General features: G+C 61.1%; 16 protein-coding genes. 8 read left to right on the forward strand and 8 right to left on the reverse strand.

What is annotated here, in order from left to right:
* The first annotated feature begins 9 nt into the window (after positions 1-9).
* From IV113_RS05865 to IV113_RS05885, 5 genes are all read left to right on the forward strand, one after another.
* Positions 10-1203: a competence protein CoiA family protein gene (locus IV113_RS05865; RefSeq protein WP_291081701.1), complete on the forward strand. Its 1194-nt coding sequence runs from the start codon at positions 10-12 to the stop codon at positions 1201-1203.
* Between the two features lie 316 nt (positions 1204-1519).
* Positions 1520-1798: a hypothetical protein gene (locus IV113_RS05870; protein WP_291081702.1), complete on the forward strand. Its 279-nt coding sequence runs from the start codon at positions 1520-1522 to the stop codon at positions 1796-1798.
* A 71-nt stretch (positions 1799-1869) separates the two neighbouring features.
* The gene (locus IV113_RS05875; RefSeq protein ID WP_291081703.1) at positions 1870-2079 is read left to right on the forward strand and encodes a hypothetical protein; all 210 of its coding nucleotides are present in this window, start codon (positions 1870-1872) and stop codon (positions 2077-2079) included.
* Between the two features lie 399 nt (positions 2080-2478).
* Positions 2479-4011, forward strand: coding sequence for a hypothetical protein (locus IV113_RS05880; protein ID WP_291081705.1), 1533 nt, complete (start codon positions 2479-2481; stop codon positions 4009-4011).
* A 359-nt stretch (positions 4012-4370) separates the two neighbouring features.
* On the forward strand, positions 4371-4766 hold the full coding sequence (locus IV113_RS05885) for a tautomerase (protein ID WP_291081707.1): 396 nt from the start codon (positions 4371-4373) through the stop codon (positions 4764-4766).
* A 76-nt stretch (positions 4767-4842) separates the two neighbouring features.
* On the opposite strand, the gene IV113_RS05890 is transcribed toward IV113_RS05885, so the two are convergent.
* Positions 4843-5355, reverse strand: a complete 513-nt coding sequence (locus IV113_RS05890; RefSeq protein ID WP_291081709.1) for a HipA N-terminal domain-containing protein — start codon at positions 5353-5355, stop codon at positions 4843-4845.
* Between the two features lie 94 nt (positions 5356-5449).
* Between IV113_RS05890 and IV113_RS05895 the strand changes: the two genes are divergently transcribed.
* On the forward strand, positions 5450-6229 hold the full coding sequence (locus IV113_RS05895; RefSeq protein ID WP_291081817.1) for a DUF1064 domain-containing protein: 780 nt from the start codon (positions 5450-5452) through the stop codon (positions 6227-6229).
* A gap of 90 nt (positions 6230-6319) precedes the next feature.
* Here the strand turns inward: IV113_RS05895 and IV113_RS05900 are convergent, their stop codons facing one another.
* The 3 genes from IV113_RS05900 to IV113_RS05910 form a co-directional block, all read right to left on the reverse strand.
* Positions 6320-6679, reverse strand: a complete 360-nt coding sequence (locus IV113_RS05900; RefSeq protein ID WP_291081711.1) for a hypothetical protein — start codon at positions 6677-6679, stop codon at positions 6320-6322.
* 1285 nt (positions 6680-7964) lie between these two features.
* Complete coding sequence (locus tag IV113_RS05905) at positions 7965-8195, reverse strand: hypothetical protein (RefSeq protein WP_291081712.1); 231 nt, start codon at positions 8193-8195, stop codon at positions 7965-7967.
* Positions 8196-8566: 371 nt separating this feature from the next.
* Positions 8567-9748, reverse strand: coding sequence for an alpha/beta fold hydrolase (locus tag IV113_RS05910; RefSeq protein WP_291081714.1), 1182 nt, complete (start codon positions 9746-9748; stop codon positions 8567-8569).
* Between the two features lie 167 nt (positions 9749-9915).
* On the opposite strand from IV113_RS05910, the gene IV113_RS05915 reads away from it, so the two are divergent.
* Entirely contained in the window at positions 9916-10407 is a 492-nt protein-coding gene (locus IV113_RS05915) for a cupin domain-containing protein (RefSeq protein ID WP_291081716.1), read from the forward strand.
* A 37-nt stretch (positions 10408-10444) separates the two neighbouring features.
* The gene (locus tag IV113_RS05920; protein ID WP_291081718.1) at positions 10445-11608 is read left to right on the forward strand and encodes an acyl-CoA dehydrogenase family protein; all 1164 of its coding nucleotides are present in this window, start codon (positions 10445-10447) and stop codon (positions 11606-11608) included.
* Between the two features lie 647 nt (positions 11609-12255).
* Here IV113_RS05920 and IV113_RS05925 read toward each other — a convergent pair.
* From IV113_RS05925 to IV113_RS05940, 4 genes are all read right to left on the reverse strand, one after another.
* Positions 12256-13494 (reverse strand): serine hydrolase domain-containing protein, encoded by a 1239-nt coding sequence (locus IV113_RS05925; RefSeq protein ID WP_291081720.1) that lies wholly within the window; start codon positions 13492-13494, stop codon positions 12256-12258.
* A gap of 201 nt (positions 13495-13695) precedes the next feature.
* Positions 13696-14730, reverse strand: coding sequence for a helix-turn-helix domain-containing protein (locus IV113_RS05930; protein ID WP_291081722.1), 1035 nt, complete (start codon positions 14728-14730; stop codon positions 13696-13698).
* Between the two features lie 7 nt (positions 14731-14737).
* Positions 14738-15757, reverse strand: coding sequence for an alpha/beta hydrolase (locus IV113_RS05935; protein ID WP_291081724.1), 1020 nt, complete (start codon positions 15755-15757; stop codon positions 14738-14740).
* Positions 15758-16097: 340 nt separating this feature from the next.
* The gene (locus tag IV113_RS05940) at positions 16098-17267 is read right to left on the reverse strand and encodes a response regulator (RefSeq protein ID WP_291081726.1); all 1170 of its coding nucleotides are present in this window, start codon (positions 17265-17267) and stop codon (positions 16098-16100) included.
* Between the last annotated feature and the right edge of the window lie 237 nt (positions 17268-17504).

A 17504-nucleotide genomic window follows, 5' to 3' on the forward strand; every position in this document is an offset into this window, starting at 1 on the left:
CTTTCGGCAATGGCCGCGGTGATGATCATGGCGTACGACGCGCTCGGCGAGATCCGTTTCGTCGGTGATGTGACCAAGGGGGCAGGGTGCGGCTGCTTCTGCCCGACCTGCAAAAGTCCGCTGGTGGCCAAGCAGGGCAACGAGTACGAATGGCACTTCGCGCACGAGGCCTCACAGGAGCGTCCCGAGTGCGCGGTCGGCGCGGAAAACCTCGCACGAAGCCTCGGCATCGAACACCTGCGCCAACTGCACGCGCGCGGCGCGCTGGTGCTGCCGCTCTACACGACCAACGCCAGCATGAGCACGCTGTGGCTCTCCCGATCGCAGCCGGTGACATGGGGTGCGCAGCTGGTGGGACCCCTCACATGGCGCGATGCGCCGACCAAGGACCAGCCGGTGGCCACCGGAATGCTCGAGACGGGCGCGCCGATGACGTTCTTCGTCCAGGTGGGCGGCATGTCCAGCCCTTCTCTGGACGATCTGCCCGAGGACTGCGCCTACGCCACGTTGGTGGTGGTCCCTTCGTGGCCACGCGGAACCAGAACGCGCCAGGAGGCGATGGCCGCACTCACGCAAACCGCGCAGATCCACTGGGGCTACCAGCCCGACTCGTACGGCATGCGCGCGTCGGCTCAACGTGAGATCGATGCGATGGAGCGGCGGGCGCACGAGATCGCCGCCGAAAACGAACGCCAGCGCTCGCTGGCGGCGGGCATGCGTTGGGCGGCCATCGCCAAGGCCAGAAGCCACAACTTGGCGGCTGCGCTCCAAGCCAGTCCGCACGGTGCGATCACGCCCCCACAAAACACCGCAGCGGCGCCGCCGCCGATGAGCCGGGTTCCGGCCAAGGCCGATCCCGAAGCCCGCTTCCCCCAGTACCCGGGCCATGCACCAGGCTGCAACTTCCAGTACTTTCGCCTCGGCCCCCAAGAGGCCTGGGTGTTTTACGAACTGGACAAAGAGTTCGTCACGCAGCGCGGCATGGCGCCTGCCGCCGACAAGCCACAGAAGGTCTGGGGCATTGCGCCGGCGCATGGACACACCGAGGGATGGGATGAATGCCTGCCGCCCAGCGTGGGCAGGGGCGACATCGATGCGGGCATCTACTGGGTGCGTGACCTCATGTCCGCAGTCGGTTTCCTGAGCCCGCGCTCAAAGGGCTCCAGCTCGGGCCACGATCCCGCAGAGTTCGATGGCCTGTGAGGCGCGCTCGTATCGGCGGGGCCCGCTCGGCTGGTCGCCATCGCTGGCGCTGATCGCAGCCAGCACCTAAACTTTCTCCACCTTTCGCAATTGCGACTGCCGCATGCCCTGTGCATGCAATCAACGTCCTGACGGGAACATCCCGTTGGGGGTGCTCCTTGTCAGGTTTCAACAACCTCAAGGAGTACAAAAAATCGGATACCTAGAAATCCTTGTGGCACTCGCGCCGGGAATGCTCACTGCAGTTCTGGGTCTGGTGGTGACGCTGTGGGAGCCGATGAAAATGCGGCTCAAGGAGTAACGTGAAATCCCCGAGATGGTGGATCGTGGGAGAGAAATCGCCCACGACCTGTCGCTGCTGGGCTCTGGTGCTGCCGCCTACATCGGTTGCCGCGACGAGGACATCGTTCTCATCGCTTTCACCTTTGCATGGTTTGTCGCCTTTTCGACAATCGCAAACAGAGCTGCCCTTTGGGCCACAGAGCTACGTGACCGCGATGAGAAAAAGGCACATCGAAAGATGGCTGGAACCATGCGCAGCATTGCTCGTGACGTCGTCCGCGCTGAGCTTGAGCGAAGCAAGAAGGACCTTTAGAAATGAATGGCCTCACGCGAAGCACAAGCCGTTGCGTTTCGTGGGGCACGCCCTACAATCATCACATCAACATGCAGCACATACTGAACACGATCATGTCAACCGCCGATCTGCTCAAAATCATCATGCTCGTAGGCATCATCTTCGCGCTCTTGGCCAGCCGTTGGATCAGCAAGCAAACCGCAATCCTGGCCGAAGAAAATCGCCGCGCGGATCAGAAGATCGACTATCTGGAAGATCGTTCGACGCCCTCTGGGCGCCGCGCTAGAGCAGACGCTTAAGTACCCGCAACAGAGCCGCAATAGCTCAACCCCAAAACGCCCTCAGCTACCAGCTGGGGGCGTTTTGCTTTGTGGTGAGTGCACAGAGGAAGTGCTTGCATCCTTTGGACCGCCACGGGTGGTCGTGATAGCTTGCACTACAGCCCCGGTAGCAAGAAACTTCAGGCACCTCTCGCTCCATGAGAAAGCTGCGTGCCCTGTGCACGCCACATCACTTCCTGCCACCGGGCCCAGTCCAGGTGGGATTGAGGCCCTCACACGAGACCTCACATGGAAATCCACAAGATGCTGTGCCTGAGCAGGGCGCACCTGACCTTTTCGACGCGCACGCTGCTCGAACAGGACGAACTGCCGGGCTAGATCTTCTTCCCGAAAGACAGTCACGGCTGGTTCACGCATGTGCCCGAGCAGCGGCTGCTGCAGGCCACGCTGATCAATGCACCGACGGAACTGAGCGACTGCCTGACGCTGGCTTGTGCCCGCGGCTTCCAGTGGCTCATGTTCGACTCCCACGGCCCTACGCTGGACAGCGTTGCCGTTGTAGGTCGTGCTGAAAATGGCAGACATCAAAGTCGATGCAGGTGTATCGCTGCCGACGAAGCCCAGGCTTATGTCGCTACATCGAGCAAGAATTCGACCGGAAGAGTCAGCGCCCGGCGCTGGTTGTTGCCTATACTCTTCACGCCTTTCTGGTCAAGGAGTAGGCCTTCGCCGAAAAGAAACACGCCGGCCTCAAGAGTGGAAAAAATGAGCAGCGTTCTGAAAATACACACCGCACACTCAACCCAAAGTGCCAACGGCGGCACTATCAAGGCCGAACTGGACACGCTGATTTCGACCGAGTCGTGGCGCAAGCGCTTGGACAAGCGCCGCATGTACTGGTTGCGCGAGCTCGATCACCTCAAGGCGGCCGTCAACGGACTGACGGTCGCTCCCAGTCCCATGCTGCGTAGAGAGTTGATCTTGGCCTGCGAATTCTTCGGTCTGAAGGCGAGAGACGCCGAACAAGTGCCACACGGAGATCTCGGGGAGTGGTTGGCCGTTGAGATCGCCCAGCGATGCTCACTGGAGGGCTACAAAATCTATATCGAGAGGCGCTTGGTCGAGCAAAAGAGCCATCATGAATCGACCTTGGTTGGCAGCATGGCGTACTACCTCCAGGAGTTTGAGATGCACCGCTTTGCCTATGCAGCTGGCGCAAAGGACATGCTGATGTCCTTCGATGACACGATGCGACTGATGAGGCCCCGAGCACTGGAGGTGATGGCCACAAAGCTGTCATGGGATGAGAGGGCAGACGGAACGCCTGAGGCTCTGGTAAGGCATTTTCCGATGGATTTGCTGGACACCCTGAGCAACTTCGGCAGGGATGCGTTCACCGAGGACCAATCGCCCGAGCACGTCACCGACTATTTGCTGCGCGACCATCCCCGCGCGATGGTGCAAGCTGGTCTTTGCGTTGCAAGATGGGCGCTTGAAGAACGGGAAGCGTCGCACGTACGATCACCACGCACTCGCTTTGCTGGAACGGGAATCCCCAACCCCAACGGCGATCCCTGGCACGGCCACATGCCATCGCCTGTTGAAATCGTCGACTCCATTGCTCGCAAGATATCGATGATCCGCGAGGGTTTCGCTGGCTTTGAGATCCAGCAGAGCGCAGGATTGATGGATGGAAATGGCCGAAACTCCGTGATCGTGCGGGTTCAAGACAACGATTTCCTAATCGACATACGCGGTTTGTACACGACCCTTACACGCGCGATGGTGCTTGAGATCGAGGCTGAGCGCGCGCAGCACCAAGCGCAGCATGCGTTCGCAGTGGTGGGGGACGCCTTGACGATGGCTGCTCGCAAAGCCGTGAGCGGCACAGCTGTGCAGCTGGTCGACGAAGTGGCGCTGTATGAGAGCGTGGCTGCGTTGCTGCCCTGACCTCGACCAGTTTCGGAGCCGGAGCCTTTTCGTGCATAGTCTGCTCGACCTGTGCTTTTTTTGGTTTTCTGGGCGCGAGGCAAGTCTTCGGTGCGTCCGATACTGGGGCTTGCAATCCTGACGTCGGTTGTTGCCTAACCGGTGCTTGGCGTCTACACCCCGTGGAGACGCATCCATTGAAGTAGCGGTTGAAGGTTCCGCTTCGCACGTCGAGGCAATTAAGTTTTTTGCCTGCACTGTGCTTCTCCGTAATGACGTTCAGAAAGTCGCCACATTAGATTTGGGTTGACCCGCCGCGGCTACCATGATGTTCATCGGTCACGACCGGACATTCGCTCACTTCGTTCAATCGATTTTTTATGCCGTACCTTCAGTTAGACGTGACCTGCAGCTATTCCGTAGGCGACAAGAAACGGTTGGCCGCGGCGATGAGTAAAACCTACGCACGCATGATGTCCGTGGACATTCGGCGAATCAGCGTCGCCATCCGTGAGCTGGGCGAGGGCGGGGTGTGGCGCATTCCAGAGATGGGGGACGAGCCGACTCCCGTCTCAATGCTTATGTTGGACATCCGCAGAGGCCGGCCCGCCGAGCTGCGAATGCAAGTAGCAAAGGCCCTCTGCGAGCACTGCGTTGACATTCTCGGTCTGCAAGAGAACCGACTCAACGTCGAGTTCACTCAGCACGACGGGGACGAGATGTACCACCCGGCGCTTGGCGGTTACAGCCCAGACTGGAAGCCCGGCGAGGCGTGAGACAGCGCTGAGAGCCTGAGACCGAGACCGTCTACATTCGGCCGAGGCTGTGTGAAAACTCCGTTGAGCCACGTTTTCAGGGGTCCTTCATCCGCGGAGTTGGCGCACAGAGAGGCGTATTTACCGTTGGGCACGTAGGTGGTGGATGTGGCGCCGCGCTTGACATGTTGCATCCGTCCGGCCATGAGAATTTGTTCCTCCGGTGCACAAAGCCCGAAGGTGAGGGCGCCCATGCCGCGCTTGCCCATGAGGCCAGGCGGTCCAAAGAGGTGATGGCGTCCTTGGCGATGCCCTTGTCTGTTATCCAGGCGTCGATCAGCGCATTGCCGAAGTCGTCGGGGAGGGCGTCGGCCAGGAGCGCGGGCAGGCGCTTGAACGTCGGCTCGGGCAGATCCGTGAAGATGAAGGGCTCGCGGGCTTGCGCCAAGGGCATCTGCAGCGGTGCCAGTTCAATGCCGCTCCTCACCCACGCCGGGGCGTATTGGAAGGCGTAGTAGTTCTTCGTGGGCTCGCGCGCGACGGCGCCCACCAGTTTTCCCCACGCTCTGACCTCTACGGCGTCGACGCTCTGGTGGGGGTTGAGTCCCACGTGTCCTCGTGGCGAGCGTTGACCAGACGCCAGAACTGCGGCCCCGGCGCATCAGGCGATGCTTGACGCGAGATGAGAGCGACAGGCTCGCGCCCTGGACCAGCCCGCGGCCGAGCCGGCCAAGCGCGCCAGCAAGTACGGCAACCAGAAAACCGTGGTCGACGGCATCACTTTCGACAGCAAGGCCGAGGTCGCGCGCTGGGTGGAGCTCAAGACCATGGAACGCGCCGGCCTCATCACCCATCCGCGGGCGCCTGACGCAAGCTCTTGCGCCAAAGCCATTGCTGATGAGCTCACAGAAAACGCTTCAGTCATCGTGATTCCCAAATCGGTCGATGCTGCCGTGGTTGTGGGTAACGGCGCGACCCCCACCGCTGGGGCCTTCCTCGTCGTCATCACCGCCACCAGCCCCACTTGCCATCCCTTTGATTGCAAGGAAGATGACAAAACCCACCACACCCAAAATAAGGAGAGATTCCATTTCGTTCCCCTTTCATTTGTTCAAGCGCCGCTCAGGCAGCGCCATGTTCTTTTTCATGGAGAACGCCATCGTGGCCACCGTTTTCACATACGCCAGCCGCTGACCGAACGTCTTGGGCTCAGGCATATCCCGCAGTCCCAGTTCGTCAACCATTTCCTCCAGAAGCGGGTCCAAGTGCGCGGCGTGCCTCCACTCCAGCACCACCACCTCGGGGCGGCTGATGCGCAGCTTGATCTTCAGGAGATCGCGGCCGTAAACGCTCCCCAGCAGCCAGTGAGGCTCTTTGACGGCAGCCTCGATAGGAGCGTAGTGATCGCGGAAGTCTGCAACGGTCATATCGATTTCGGCCAGATAAGACAATTTCGCCCTCTCTTTCGGTTTGCTTGCTATTAGGTTCACACGTATCAAGCTCGTGTCAAGGGCGCTTGGAGCGAAAAAAAAGGGGGCGACCTAGTCGCCCCTTCTTTCCACTCCTTCCCGCAATCAAGCCACCGCTTTTCTGTTCCGTGTGTGTTCGAACGCTTGGCCGAACATGCTCTTGAAGCTTGCATCGAAAGGGCTTGCAACCGAGGCCCCTTCCTCCAGTGGCCCCGCGACATCGACCTGTGCGGTCTCTGAATCGGCAGAGGGAGTTGACGAAAGCTGCGGCGTTGGGACCTGGACTGGTGCTGAAGTGGGCATATGGCCGAGGTGCTTCAAACCAATCCGACTCATAGTCATTCGGATCTGGTAGCCCAGCTGGATCAAATGCAGGACCTCCATATTGAGCCCGGCAGGGTTGATGCCTTTGAGGTAATCCTGGGACCCACTGCCATCGGGGGATATGGAGATCCGGATCAGCAAAACGCCCCCGGCTTCTCCGTCCGTTTTCGCTGAGCCATGATTTGCTCCTTTCGATCGGCGGTTTCCCCTCGTCGACCAACATGTAGTGCATAGCTCCGCGCATGAGCGCCAGATAGGAGCCCACGTCGATGGCTCGCGCGGGTACAGTGATTATGTGTGCGTCGCGTTTCATTGGACTCTCCGAGAAAAATGGCTGCATAAAGGTGTGCTGCCGGGAATTTTTTGGAGCCTGCGTATTTCGGACCACCTGGACACCAAGTTCGACACCGTTGACATAAAGTTCGGCACCGCAGTCAACGAACTTCACCGGCCACACTGAAGAGAACCCCACGAGGCCCACTGATCGCTTGAAAAGGCTGGCGATACATAGGCGGCCGTCGATCCCATCTTGATGGGTAGCTGACCCCCAGCTCCAAGGCTAGACTTCGGCACTCGGCCATCAGCGGCCATTCACCTCGTCGTGTCTATCGTCAACACTGACTTCGGACGTTCGTCGTCAAAGTTGATTCGCAAGCGCAAGCGAAGCGCCTAAGTGTCCTTGTCATTAAACGGGGCCTTTTTAGCCGACGATCTTCGCTACCGCTCCCAAGATGGTCGCCCATGGAGTTGATGGGTCATCCAACATGTGCATGGTCTCGATGGTCGATGGAAGTTTTCTCCTCCCCCATTTGGGGTAGACACGTCTTTGAGCCAGAACGTACCCTGCAATCCGCAGCGCTGAACCGGTGTTACAAAGCAACATGGAAATTCGCGGTCAAGCGAATAGAACCCGTCGAAACACAGACCTCAGTCCCAGTACACGTTATCTATGCGCCCGGCGATGAATTCAGATGACGCGTCCACTTTTGGGTCAGAGCAGTCAAGCTTCATTCGTTCGCTGTCGGCGCGACGTGTTTTTTTCTCAGCCTTGTTAGCAGCATCGTTCACCTCTGACTCGAGGGAGCAAGTGCCACTGGTTCTGATCGCGTCGATTAGCACGCTTGAGCCTGTATCTAAGCGCAGCGAATGCGTAACTCAGGCGGAATAGATATCAACACCACTGAACGGCACGGGTCTTGTAAGCGGCCGGCGATCCCATGTTGATGGGTAGCTGTTCCCCAGCGCCAAGGCTAGACTGCAGGAATCGGCCATGAGAGGGCATTCAACCAACCCCGACTTGATTGCGCAGCAATGGACCCAGGATGGCTATTTCTTGTGCTTAGGGTAAGCCTTGGTAGGCTGAAATAAGCCAACCTGCGAAGCTGGTTCGGCTTGATTGAATTGCTAGGCCAAGCGCCCCAAGTTCTCACGGCAGCGGCCCTATGCGTGAAAGGATTGAAGGGGTATTGCGGTACGCACTCAGCATCGCATTGATGCCTAAGAGTCCGAGGCCAAGAGCTGCAAGTAGGGGGCCGATTGTGCGGTCGGAAACGACCAACACTACGATTGCGATGATGGTGAAGAACGCACCAAACCCGCCTGTGACCAGCCGATGCGTCATTGATTTTGTTGCGGGGGCCAGATCAGTGTTCTTCATTCGAGCCTCACTTTGATTTGAACCGCAAATCGCTTGATCAGGTGCGCGAAAAGGTTCGCTACTCACATTAGAGCCTACAAATCGAGAAGGTTTACCTCTGTGGGGCAAGGCATTAGTGTTGTGAAGTGGCAAAAGGCGACCGAACCCGGTGCTCTTGGAGGGTTGAAAGTCCGCTTTGCAGACAATGCGTGAAAGCCCGCTCTGGGCCCATCGGCGACAGCGACAACGCCGATCACACCGCCAAGAAGCGGTCGCTCGACAATCCCACATAACCGAACACCGAGCGTGTGAGGACGTTGTCGAGGTGCTAGCGGATGTGCGCGATGCGACCGCTGCCAGCGCAGGGTGACCGAGAGTGCCACTGCGCGAAATCATTCCCGCAGAAACGCGTCGATCTCGGCGAGGAAGATCGGCCAGGCCGGCTCGCCAGGCACGGGCACATGATTTTCTGATTCGAGAGCGACGAAGCGCGCGTTCGGCAGGGCTGCGGCCAGGCGCTGCCCCTCCTCAAACGGCACGGCGTTGTCGTAGCGGCTGTGCAGCACGAGGGTCGGCGCCGACACCTGCTTGAGTAGATCGACGACATCGATGTCGTCACTGGCCATGCGCGTGCGGATGGCCGCGTCGGCCGACATCGCCATGCGTTGCAGATCCGCCAGAGCGCGGACTTGCGCGTTTGACATGCCGGGGAAGTAGAGCGTGCCGAAACTGCGCAGAAAGGATGAGTGCTCGTCGCCCCAGCCATGGCGCATCAGTGTCAAGTAGGCCTGCCCCGTTTCGCGATCCTTTTGCGAGCCGCGCTTGTTTCGGCCCAGCGCAAAAGCACCATTGAGGATGATCTTCGACACCCGGTCGGGGTGACGCGCCGCATGCGCGATCGCGACCGGCGCGCCCTGCGAGATACCGAGCAGCGCGTAACGCGGGAGATCCAGCGTGTCCACCACGGCCTGCAGATCACGCTCGAAGGTGTCGAACGAGAGCTCGGGCACGTAGCGCTCCGACAGGCCGCTGCCGCGGCCGTCGTAGCGGATAAGCCGCAGGCGCTCGGCGAGAAACTGGTACAGCCCACCTCGAAACGACACCTGCCACTCATGCTCAAGGTGATTGAACCAGGTCGGGGTCCGCACCAGCGGCAGCCCGCGTCCGACTTCGGCGATCGCCAGCCTGACCCCGTCAGCAGTGCGGCAATCGTCAATCCCCTGAACGGCCAGAGTCGGTGTCAGTGTCGCCTCAGATTCCACCGTGCGCAGCGCGGCCTCGGCCGCGAAGAGGTAGCCGCGCCTCGGCAAGGTACGGATGATTCGGTGTTCGCTGTCCGACAGGGCCTGCCGCACGTCACTGACGCATTGAACCAGCGCGTCATCGGTGACCACGACGCCAGGCCATAGCGTGTCCAGGAGTTCCTGCTTTGAAACCACGCGCCCGGCGTTGACCATCAGATGGCGCAGTACATCGAAGGCCTTGGGGCGTAACTCGATGGCGTTGCCGTCACGCCGTAACACGCACTGCTGGAGGTCCAGCCGGAAGCGTTCGAAATCTACGAATTGGGGCATGGCGGAAAGGGTGACAGCCGCGAAGGTGAGTTCTGAGCGCAAGTTTCGGCGAAATTTCGCCTCGGGTTCGTTACGCGGTGATGGTGCGCCGCCAACATCACGAACGTCAACTGCATGTTGTACAGCCCTCCAGCTGCGCAGCGCCACCCACCAATGGGGAGATTACTGTGGCTCACCAAACCTTGATTGGCCGTCCATTGCTGACCGGAATGCTGTGGTCCTTGCTGTTCTCGTTATGCCTGGCCGGCTCGATTGCCGGCGCACAAGCACCTGCCAAAGAGCGATCAGTGACCTGGACTGTGAGCGATCCGCAGCTCGAATGGGCCCCCTGCCCGCCCTTCTTGCCGAAAGGGTGCGGTATCGCCGTCCTTCGCGGCGACCCCGCAAAAGACAACGTTGACGTGTTCTTCAAAGTACCTGCCAAGTCGACGATTCCGCTTCATCTGCACACATCGCCAGAGCGCATGGTGCTGGTAGCGGGTGAGCTTCATGTCACCTATGACGGTCACGAGAAGGCGGTTCTCAAGGTGGGTACGTATGCCTACGGCCCGGCCGGACTACCCCACAAGGGCTACTGCGCCAGCGACGTTCCCTGTGTCCTCTTCATAGCATTTGAGTCGCCTTTGGATGCGGTGCCGGTTGCCAGCACGACAAAGTAGCCGCAATGATGTCCAACTCGACAAACGGAGACCCCGCATGACTGACTTCCGACCTTCTCTGAGCGAGCTGCGCGCCGCGCTACCCGATCTGGCTGCCGAGGCCAAGGCGCGCGCGGAGGAATTCGAAACCCTGCGCCGGCTGGCGCCGGACTTCATCGCCAAGCTCAAGCAGGCGGGGGTGATGAGAATGTTGGTGCCAGCCGAGGTCGGCGGCTACGGCGTCTCGCTGACGGAAGGGCTCGAGATGCTGATGACCCTCGCCGAGGCCGATGCGTCCACCGGCTGGGTCTGTGCCCACGGTAACATTTGCGCGGCCTTGATCCATGCCTCCGCCGAACCGCGGCTGTGCGACGAATTCTTCGCCGATCCGGCCGCGTACGCCTCCTGGAGCAACCTGCCCCGAGTGCAGGCCGTGGAAGAGGCCGAGGGCCTCCGTATCACGGGTTCCTGGGGTTTCGAGTCAGGCTGCACGGGCGCGACCTTCGTCGGCGGCATGGTGATGCTGCCGCCGGTCGCCGCTGGCGCCGCGCCGCGCATGGTGGCTGCGCTCGCACCCATCCACGAGGCCCGAATCGAAGATACCTGGGACCCGATTGGCCTGGCCGGTACCGGAAGCCATGACGTTCACTTCGATGAAGTTTTCGTGCCCTGGCGCCGTACCTTTCCCTGGCCGTTCGGGATCGCCGTGGCACCGTATCCGGCTGCGGTGGTCGTCGGCGGTGCATGGTTCATCACGATCGCAGCAGCGGCGACACACCTTGGTCTTGCGCGCCGGGCGCTCGACGAGGCCCGTAACGAGCTGCACGGCAAAATCAACCGCATCACCCAGAGACCGCTGCTCGAAAACCCGGCCACCCAGCGCAGGCTGGAAGCGGCGGAGGGGCTGTGGTGGGCTTGCCGCGCCGGCTTGCGCGAAGCGCTCACCGAGGTCTGGGACAGCGCCTTGCGCGGAGAGCCTGCCACCACTGCCCAACGCATCCAAGCCCGCGTGGCCGGCGTTACGGCTGTCCAACGTGGAGCCGAGATCGTGCGCGAGGCCTACGACGCGTCCGGGGCGAGTGCCTTGCGCCGTAGCGGCCCCATGCAGCGGCTGCTGCGCGACGCCAGTTGCCTGACCCATCACATTTCGTCGAATCTTGCGTCGTACGAGATGACAGGCCGCGTACGTTGCCAAATCGACGAACTGAACGCCCGGATCTAGGCGGAGTCGTCTCGCTGCCCCCCCCGGCCGCCGGAGCTACGCACAGCCCGCGTGCCTGCGATACGCTCGTAGCGCCCAGAATCGAGTTTGCGGTCTCGACAGCATGGCGTGGCATCGGGTGAGGGCCTGTCGACGAGGCTGGCTGCCATCAAGCAGTCGGTGATTAGCGACACCTAATGGCCGATCTGGGTCATGCTACCGGGGCGCGTTTGCTTGAGGAAGAACATCTAGAGGAGGCGCCGCAAAACGCCGTGTCAGCGCCACACATTGGCTTGCAATGTCTGCAGCACCTCCGGCAGCTGACTCTCGATCCCTGCGATCTGGAGGAACTGAGTGACCGCGATGTGGCAATCGCTGAGGGCTCAGCTCTTCATCGCGACTGTCCGCTGCCGCTGCAGACCAGTTATTGGTGTCAAGTTGCCATTCGACTGCAGTGGGCCCGAAGAAGACCCTCGCCGGTCGATGGACCCAACGCGCGGACGGCTTCCGATCAACTCCCGTGAGATCTACCCCGCCGGACGGGCCGTTTGGTCGAAAGCCGACACTCACCCGCGCGCCGGATGTCGAACGGCCCGACTTCACAGCCGATCAGCGGCGAGACCGCGATGATCCCGGTTGCCTCCTCGAGCGGTGCGGCCTTGTGCCTCTTATCGGGCGCGAGGCTTTGCGTGCTGATAGGTTGCCTTTTCCATCTCAAGGAAGCCCGCTACCGAGGTCGGATCGGCGAACGGGAAGATCTGGGTCGCCCAATACCCGCCGATGCCGTTCGCGCGATCGATCCAGTAGTACAGGTTAGCGAGGCCGGCCCATGCGAGCGCACCAGCCGGCCGACCCGTGGGTGCTTCTTCCTCGTTGATCATGAACGTGAGTGCCCAGGTCTTGGGCATGCCGGGGAAGAACTCGGCGTCATTGGACAGCCGTGGCCTCGATACGGGCAGGATGGACGCCGCCGTCTTGGTCGCATCGACGCCGGGCAGCATCTTCACGTGCATGCCCTTGGGCAAATGATTGCGGGATGCCATCTCGACTGTTTCCGGTCGCAGGATCTGCTCTCCGCTGTCGCTGCGTCCGTCGTTGAGCCACATGCGGATGAACTTCACATAGTCCGACGCGGTCCCGTAGAGGCCGTGCCCTCCCATGTGGACCTCCGGATCCTGCGGCAAAGTCACCCCGTTGAGCGGAACAAGCGAACCATCGCGATCCTCGCGCGCGTGAATCGTTGCTTGCCGGGACTGCATGGAGGGGGTCATCGTGAAGGCGGTGTCGGCCATCCCGAGTGGACCGAGAACCCTCGATTGCATGACCTCGCCGAGCCGCTTGCCCGTAATGCCCTCGAGCACCATGCCGGCCCAATCGATGTTGCTCCCGTAGGACCACTGCTCGCCCGGATCAAACAGAAGTGGCGTCTTGATCGACTTCCACGACGCGTCGACCACCCAGGGCTGACCCTGCTCGTTGGCGAGGCGGGTGTACGTCTCGTTGAAGAAGTCGTAGCTGAAGCCGGCTGTGTGCGTGAGCAGGTGACGTGTCGTGATGTCGCGCTTCGGTGGGCGCAGCCTGGGTTGCCCGTCCTTGCCAAAGCCCTCGATGACCATGATGTCGGCAAGTTGGGTCGCGTACTCCTTCGCAGGCGCGTCGAGGTCGAGAAGACCCTCTTCCACCAGTTGCAAGCAAGCCGTTCCTGCGATGGCCTTGGTGGTCGAAAATATCGCGCACACGGTGTCGGGTTCAAACGACTCGCCGGTTCCGGTGTTGCGGACACCGCGCGCGCCTTCGTAGATCGTGCCGCGGCGGTCAGTCACCGCCGCCGATACCCCGGGCACGCGGGGTGTGCCTGTCGTCACGCCATCGAGAACGGCGTCGATTGCCTTAGTCAGTTCGGTCATTGTTGTCTCCGTGTTGTTGAACTACCGCCACATGCCAAGTGCCGGAGCGCGGAACGTCGGCGTGAGGTCGGAACGATGACCCCGCCCAACCCGTCTCCGGCGGCGACGTGTGGCAACGAGAAGATAGCAACACGCTGGGTGGCCAGTAACCGCCGACCGGCGCGCCTGGAGGGACCGAATCCCGCCATTTGGCGGTTGAGACTAGCGACTGGTGGGCGGTGGCAGGTCCAGCGCCGACGAATGCCGAACGCGCCAGGCGAGGAAGGCGAGGCCGACGCGGGTTCGGCCGATGCCGTCGAGTGGGTCGAACGACAGCAAGTCGCGAATGGTCTCCAGTCTCGCCTGCATCGTGCTGTGGTGGACACCGGCAATGCGAGATGCGTCACGGATAGACGCGGAGCGAAGCAGCGCATCCAGAGTTCGCACGGCCCACGGATGCTGCATGACGCCTTCGAGTTCCTCGACATCGAGCAACGGTCTATCGACCGAGCACTGGGCGAGCAGATCGATGAGACCGCCATAGTCGTCTGCGACGACAACGGGCACATCGGGCACAGCGCACAGACGCAAGCTCACGAGTGCTGTCGCCAGCGATCGGTGGAGGTCGTCGATCCCCGCCGCCACCCCGATCCCGCAGGGGCTGGCGTCGATGTGTTTCACCTCGGCGCGCAGTAAGCACACGTGCAGCGGACCGTAGCGGGTGTTGACGACGTCTTCCAGCAGGTCGCGGTGTTGCTTCCATGTCGCGAAGAGCGGCAAGGTGGCAACGCGGTACTTCAAGTGCGGCGCCAATCCGAGTTTGGCAGCCGTAGCGTGGCGATGCTCCACGTCAACGTTGACGTCGAGCAGATCGCCGAGTCGACGCAATGGATCTTCCGCCTGGTGCCCGCTGCGGATGGCCAGCGCAAGTGCGAGGCGCTCGAGGACCATCGCATCGTTCACATGGGCTGGCCCCTGCCGCTCCAGCCACACGGTCATGCCGTTTGCTTCCAGGGAGCCTTCTCTCGGCGCTGCGGCGCTGCCCTTCAGGGTCTGCCCGTCCGGTGCGACGCGGAGCGTGCGCTCTGATTGATGCCCGGCGAACCCCGCTACACAGCCCGAGAGCGAGGCTGCTGCCCCGAGCAGCCCCTGGATGTTGACGCCACCTCGAACCAATTCGTCGAAGCACGCGATGATCCTCAACGCCAGGCTGGCGTTGGGGTCAAGGGCCTTCAGTCGAGCCAGCAGTTCCTGCATACAGTCCTCAATCGCCCAACACGCGTGACATCCATCCACTGCGCGTGGCGATCATTCCACGTGACAGTGCGGTATGCGGCGCGAAGATGTCGAACGCATGGAACCCACCCGGCCACACGTGAAGCTCGGCCTGCCCGCCGGCATTCCACAGGGCGTCCGCATAGGCCACGGTTTCGTCGCGAAATATCTCGGCGCTACCGACGTCGAGAAACGCGGGTGGTAGGTCGCAAAGCTCAGTTGCACGAGCCGGCGCGGCATACGGCGACACATCCGGACCACCGCGCGCTTCGCCAAGCAGCGCGCCCCAGCCGGTCTCGTTGCTCACGCGATCCCAGACGCCGATGCCATCGAACTGAAGCGTGGACTTCGTGATGCCGCGGTCGTCCAGCATGGGGTAGTCGAGCAGCTGACCGCACAGGCGGGGACCGCCCCTATCGCGCGCCGCGAGGGCTGCACCGGCCGCCAAACCTCCCCCTGCGCTGGCGCCCGCGATCAGCAGGCGATCGAGGCGCACGCCGAGCGACTCCGCATGCAATGCCATCCATTCCAGTGCCGCGTAAACATCTTCCCGCGGATAAGGATCGCGATACTCTGGCGCCAGGCGGTACTCGATCGACACGAGCACGACGCCCAGCTGTTCGACGAAATCGATCATCCGGTCCAACCCACTGAACCGATCGCCGAACATCAGACCCCCGGAATGCACGAAAAGCACACCGGGGCGCTGCCCGGAGGCACGCTCGTGACGGAAGACGGACGCCTTGAGAGGGTGACCCTCGTAACCCTCGAAGACGCGTTCCTCGCAGCGGATGTTTCGCCCGCCGATCAGCGTTTCGAGAGGCGGCCCTGCGTAGGACACCCGCATGAAGTCGATCAGGTCGCTGGTCACAGTCGGCGGGAACATTCCGCCCACGATCGCCAAGCCTGCGCGCAGTTCAGGATCAAAGGTCGGTCGGTCGAGCCGCGCTTGTCGGCCCACCCCCTCGACCACCCCCTGGGTGAGCTCCTTCATCTCGAGTTCCTTCACGAACGTCTGCTTGTGGCTAAGTCACGCTGAAGATTGAGCGCGCCTCTTTGAGTGAAAACCTAAATTACCCGTTTAGGAGAGAGGATTCTCCGGCACTTCCCGAAGGACCGGTTGTGGCCGATTCCCGAAGTTTGGCCTTGGAGCTGGCGAACGGCTACCCATCAAGATGGGATCGCAGGCCGCTTTCCATTGACCGTCAAGATGAACGAGAGAGGCCGAACGCCAGAAATCCAGTCACGCCAATTACGACCCAATCCGGACCCTCGGTGTGGCACAAGGCCATGTGAGTCGCTAATTTCTCGCGTACGCCAAAGCAGCTACTCTGGCGCCCAGCGACAAATCAGCCCGATACTTGATCCGTCGTTACAGCAGGGAGGTTGATCAGCGAAAACGTGAGTGTGAACTCCGCTCCCTCGCCAGGGGACCCCTTGGCACGAACAGCGCCTCCATGACGCTCGACGATCCGGCGTACATTGGCCAAACCCATTCCCTCGCCAATGAACTCGTCATTGGAATGCAAGCGCCGGAACGGCTTGAACAGTTGATCGGCCAATTTCGAATCAAAGCCTGCTCCGTTGTCTGAAAAGCGGATTTCAGCAGCGCTTGAGGGTGAAGCCACGGCCCGAATGGCGATGTGAGCGACCTCTTTTCCCGAGGTGTATTTGATCGCGTTGCTGAGCAAGTTGACGAAGGCCTGCAAAAGCAAGCCCTCCTGACCCAATATGCATGGCAGTGGACCAACGTCCCAGATGATATTGCGGCCCTGGGTAAGGAGGTTGACCGCGTTCAGTGCGTCCCGCAGTACTTTATCGAGCTCGACAGGAGCCATCGCCATCGGTTGGTCCCCCAGGCGTGCGAAATCCAGCAGGTCTTTCACCATGCGAAGCGCCAAATTTCCCGACTCGACGCCCAGTCCGAGCATCTTCGGGTCGGGTAACTCTTGATTGATCGCATCTTCCCGAGCGATTTCCAGAATCCCGCGCATATTGACAAGGGGGCCGCGAAGATCGTGCGAAATGCGGGCAGCGAAGGCATCCAGCTCACCGTTCACCGCCACAAGCTGTTCAAATTGCCGCTGGACCTCCGCCTCCAGGCGGCGATTGCTTGCGCGCAGCCGCTGAACTTCCAGTGCGCGCTCGATCACCGGGAGTAGCGTGGTCGCGCGAAAAGGTTTCTGTATGCAGTCGATCGCGCCACTTCGCATTGCCTCCACCACCGAGGGAACGCTTGCCTTGCCGGTCATCAGCACTACGACCACATCGGGGACTGCGTTCTGGAGAAGTCGGGTGAGTTCTATGCCGTCCATCTCCGGCATCTGAAGGTCCGTCAGGACGAGATGGAAAGTGGTGGCTCGTGCCCGTTCAAGCGCGGTTGCCGGACTGTCGCACACTTCGACCTCATATCCCTCATCACTCAGCGTATCCAGCAATGCGTCGCGCTGCGCAGGATCATCATCGACGACCAGCAGCCGGTAGCCTGATGGGGTCGACGGTGCGTTTTTGTGGAGCATGACGGAGCTTTGACCTTCGGTACTGGCGCTGAGTTGGTGGTGAAAAAGCGATGCGAAACAAAAACACGTCAGTGAAAGGTATCACTCAATTGCAATTCGGGGCAAACATGGTGCCTTGTTTTTTCGTCTTTGCGTGAACTGTGCCCACCCCACTCGCACAAGGGTCGTTTTTCGCACAATGCCGGTGATGGAATCACGCAGGGCGTGCCCTGAAACATCTGTAAATTTGATTCGTTC

The organism is Hydrogenophaga sp. (assembly GCF_018780385.1).
Lineage (GTDB): Bacteria > Pseudomonadota > Gammaproteobacteria > Burkholderiales > Burkholderiaceae_C > Hydrogenophaga.

Bases quoted from the DNA above. Each gene is read 5' to 3' on its own strand.
- IV113_RS05930 (WP_291081722.1), bottom strand. From the start codon at position 14,730: ATGCAGGAACTGCTGGCTCGACTGAAGGCCCTTGACCCCAACGCCAGC.
- IV113_RS05910 (WP_291081714.1), bottom strand. From the start codon at position 9,748: ATGCCCCAATTCGTAGATTTCGAACGCTTCCGGCTGGACCTCCAGCAG.
- IV113_RS05905 (WP_291081712.1), bottom strand. From the start codon at position 8,195: ATGAAGAACACTGATCTGGCCCCCGCAACAAAATCAATGACGCATCGG.
- IV113_RS05925 (WP_291081720.1), bottom strand. From the start codon at position 13,494: ATGACCGAACTGACTAAGGCAATCGACGCCGTTCTCGATGGCGTGACG.
- IV113_RS05940 (WP_291081726.1), bottom strand. From the start codon at position 17,267: ATGCTCCACAAAAACGCACCGTCGACCCCATCAGGCTACCGGCTGCTG.
- IV113_RS05865 (WP_291081701.1), top strand. From the start codon at position 10: ATGGCCGCGGTGATGATCATGGCGTACGACGCGCTCGGCGAGATCCGT.
- IV113_RS05920 (WP_291081718.1), top strand. From the start codon at position 10,445: ATGACTGACTTCCGACCTTCTCTGAGCGAGCTGCGCGCCGCGCTACCC.
- IV113_RS05885 (WP_291081707.1), top strand. From the start codon at position 4,371: ATGCCGTACCTTCAGTTAGACGTGACCTGCAGCTATTCCGTAGGCGAC.
- IV113_RS05875 (WP_291081703.1), top strand. From the start codon at position 1,870: ATGCAGCACATACTGAACACGATCATGTCAACCGCCGATCTGCTCAAA.
- IV113_RS05870 (WP_291081702.1), top strand. From the start codon at position 1,520: ATGGTGGATCGTGGGAGAGAAATCGCCCACGACCTGTCGCTGCTGGGC.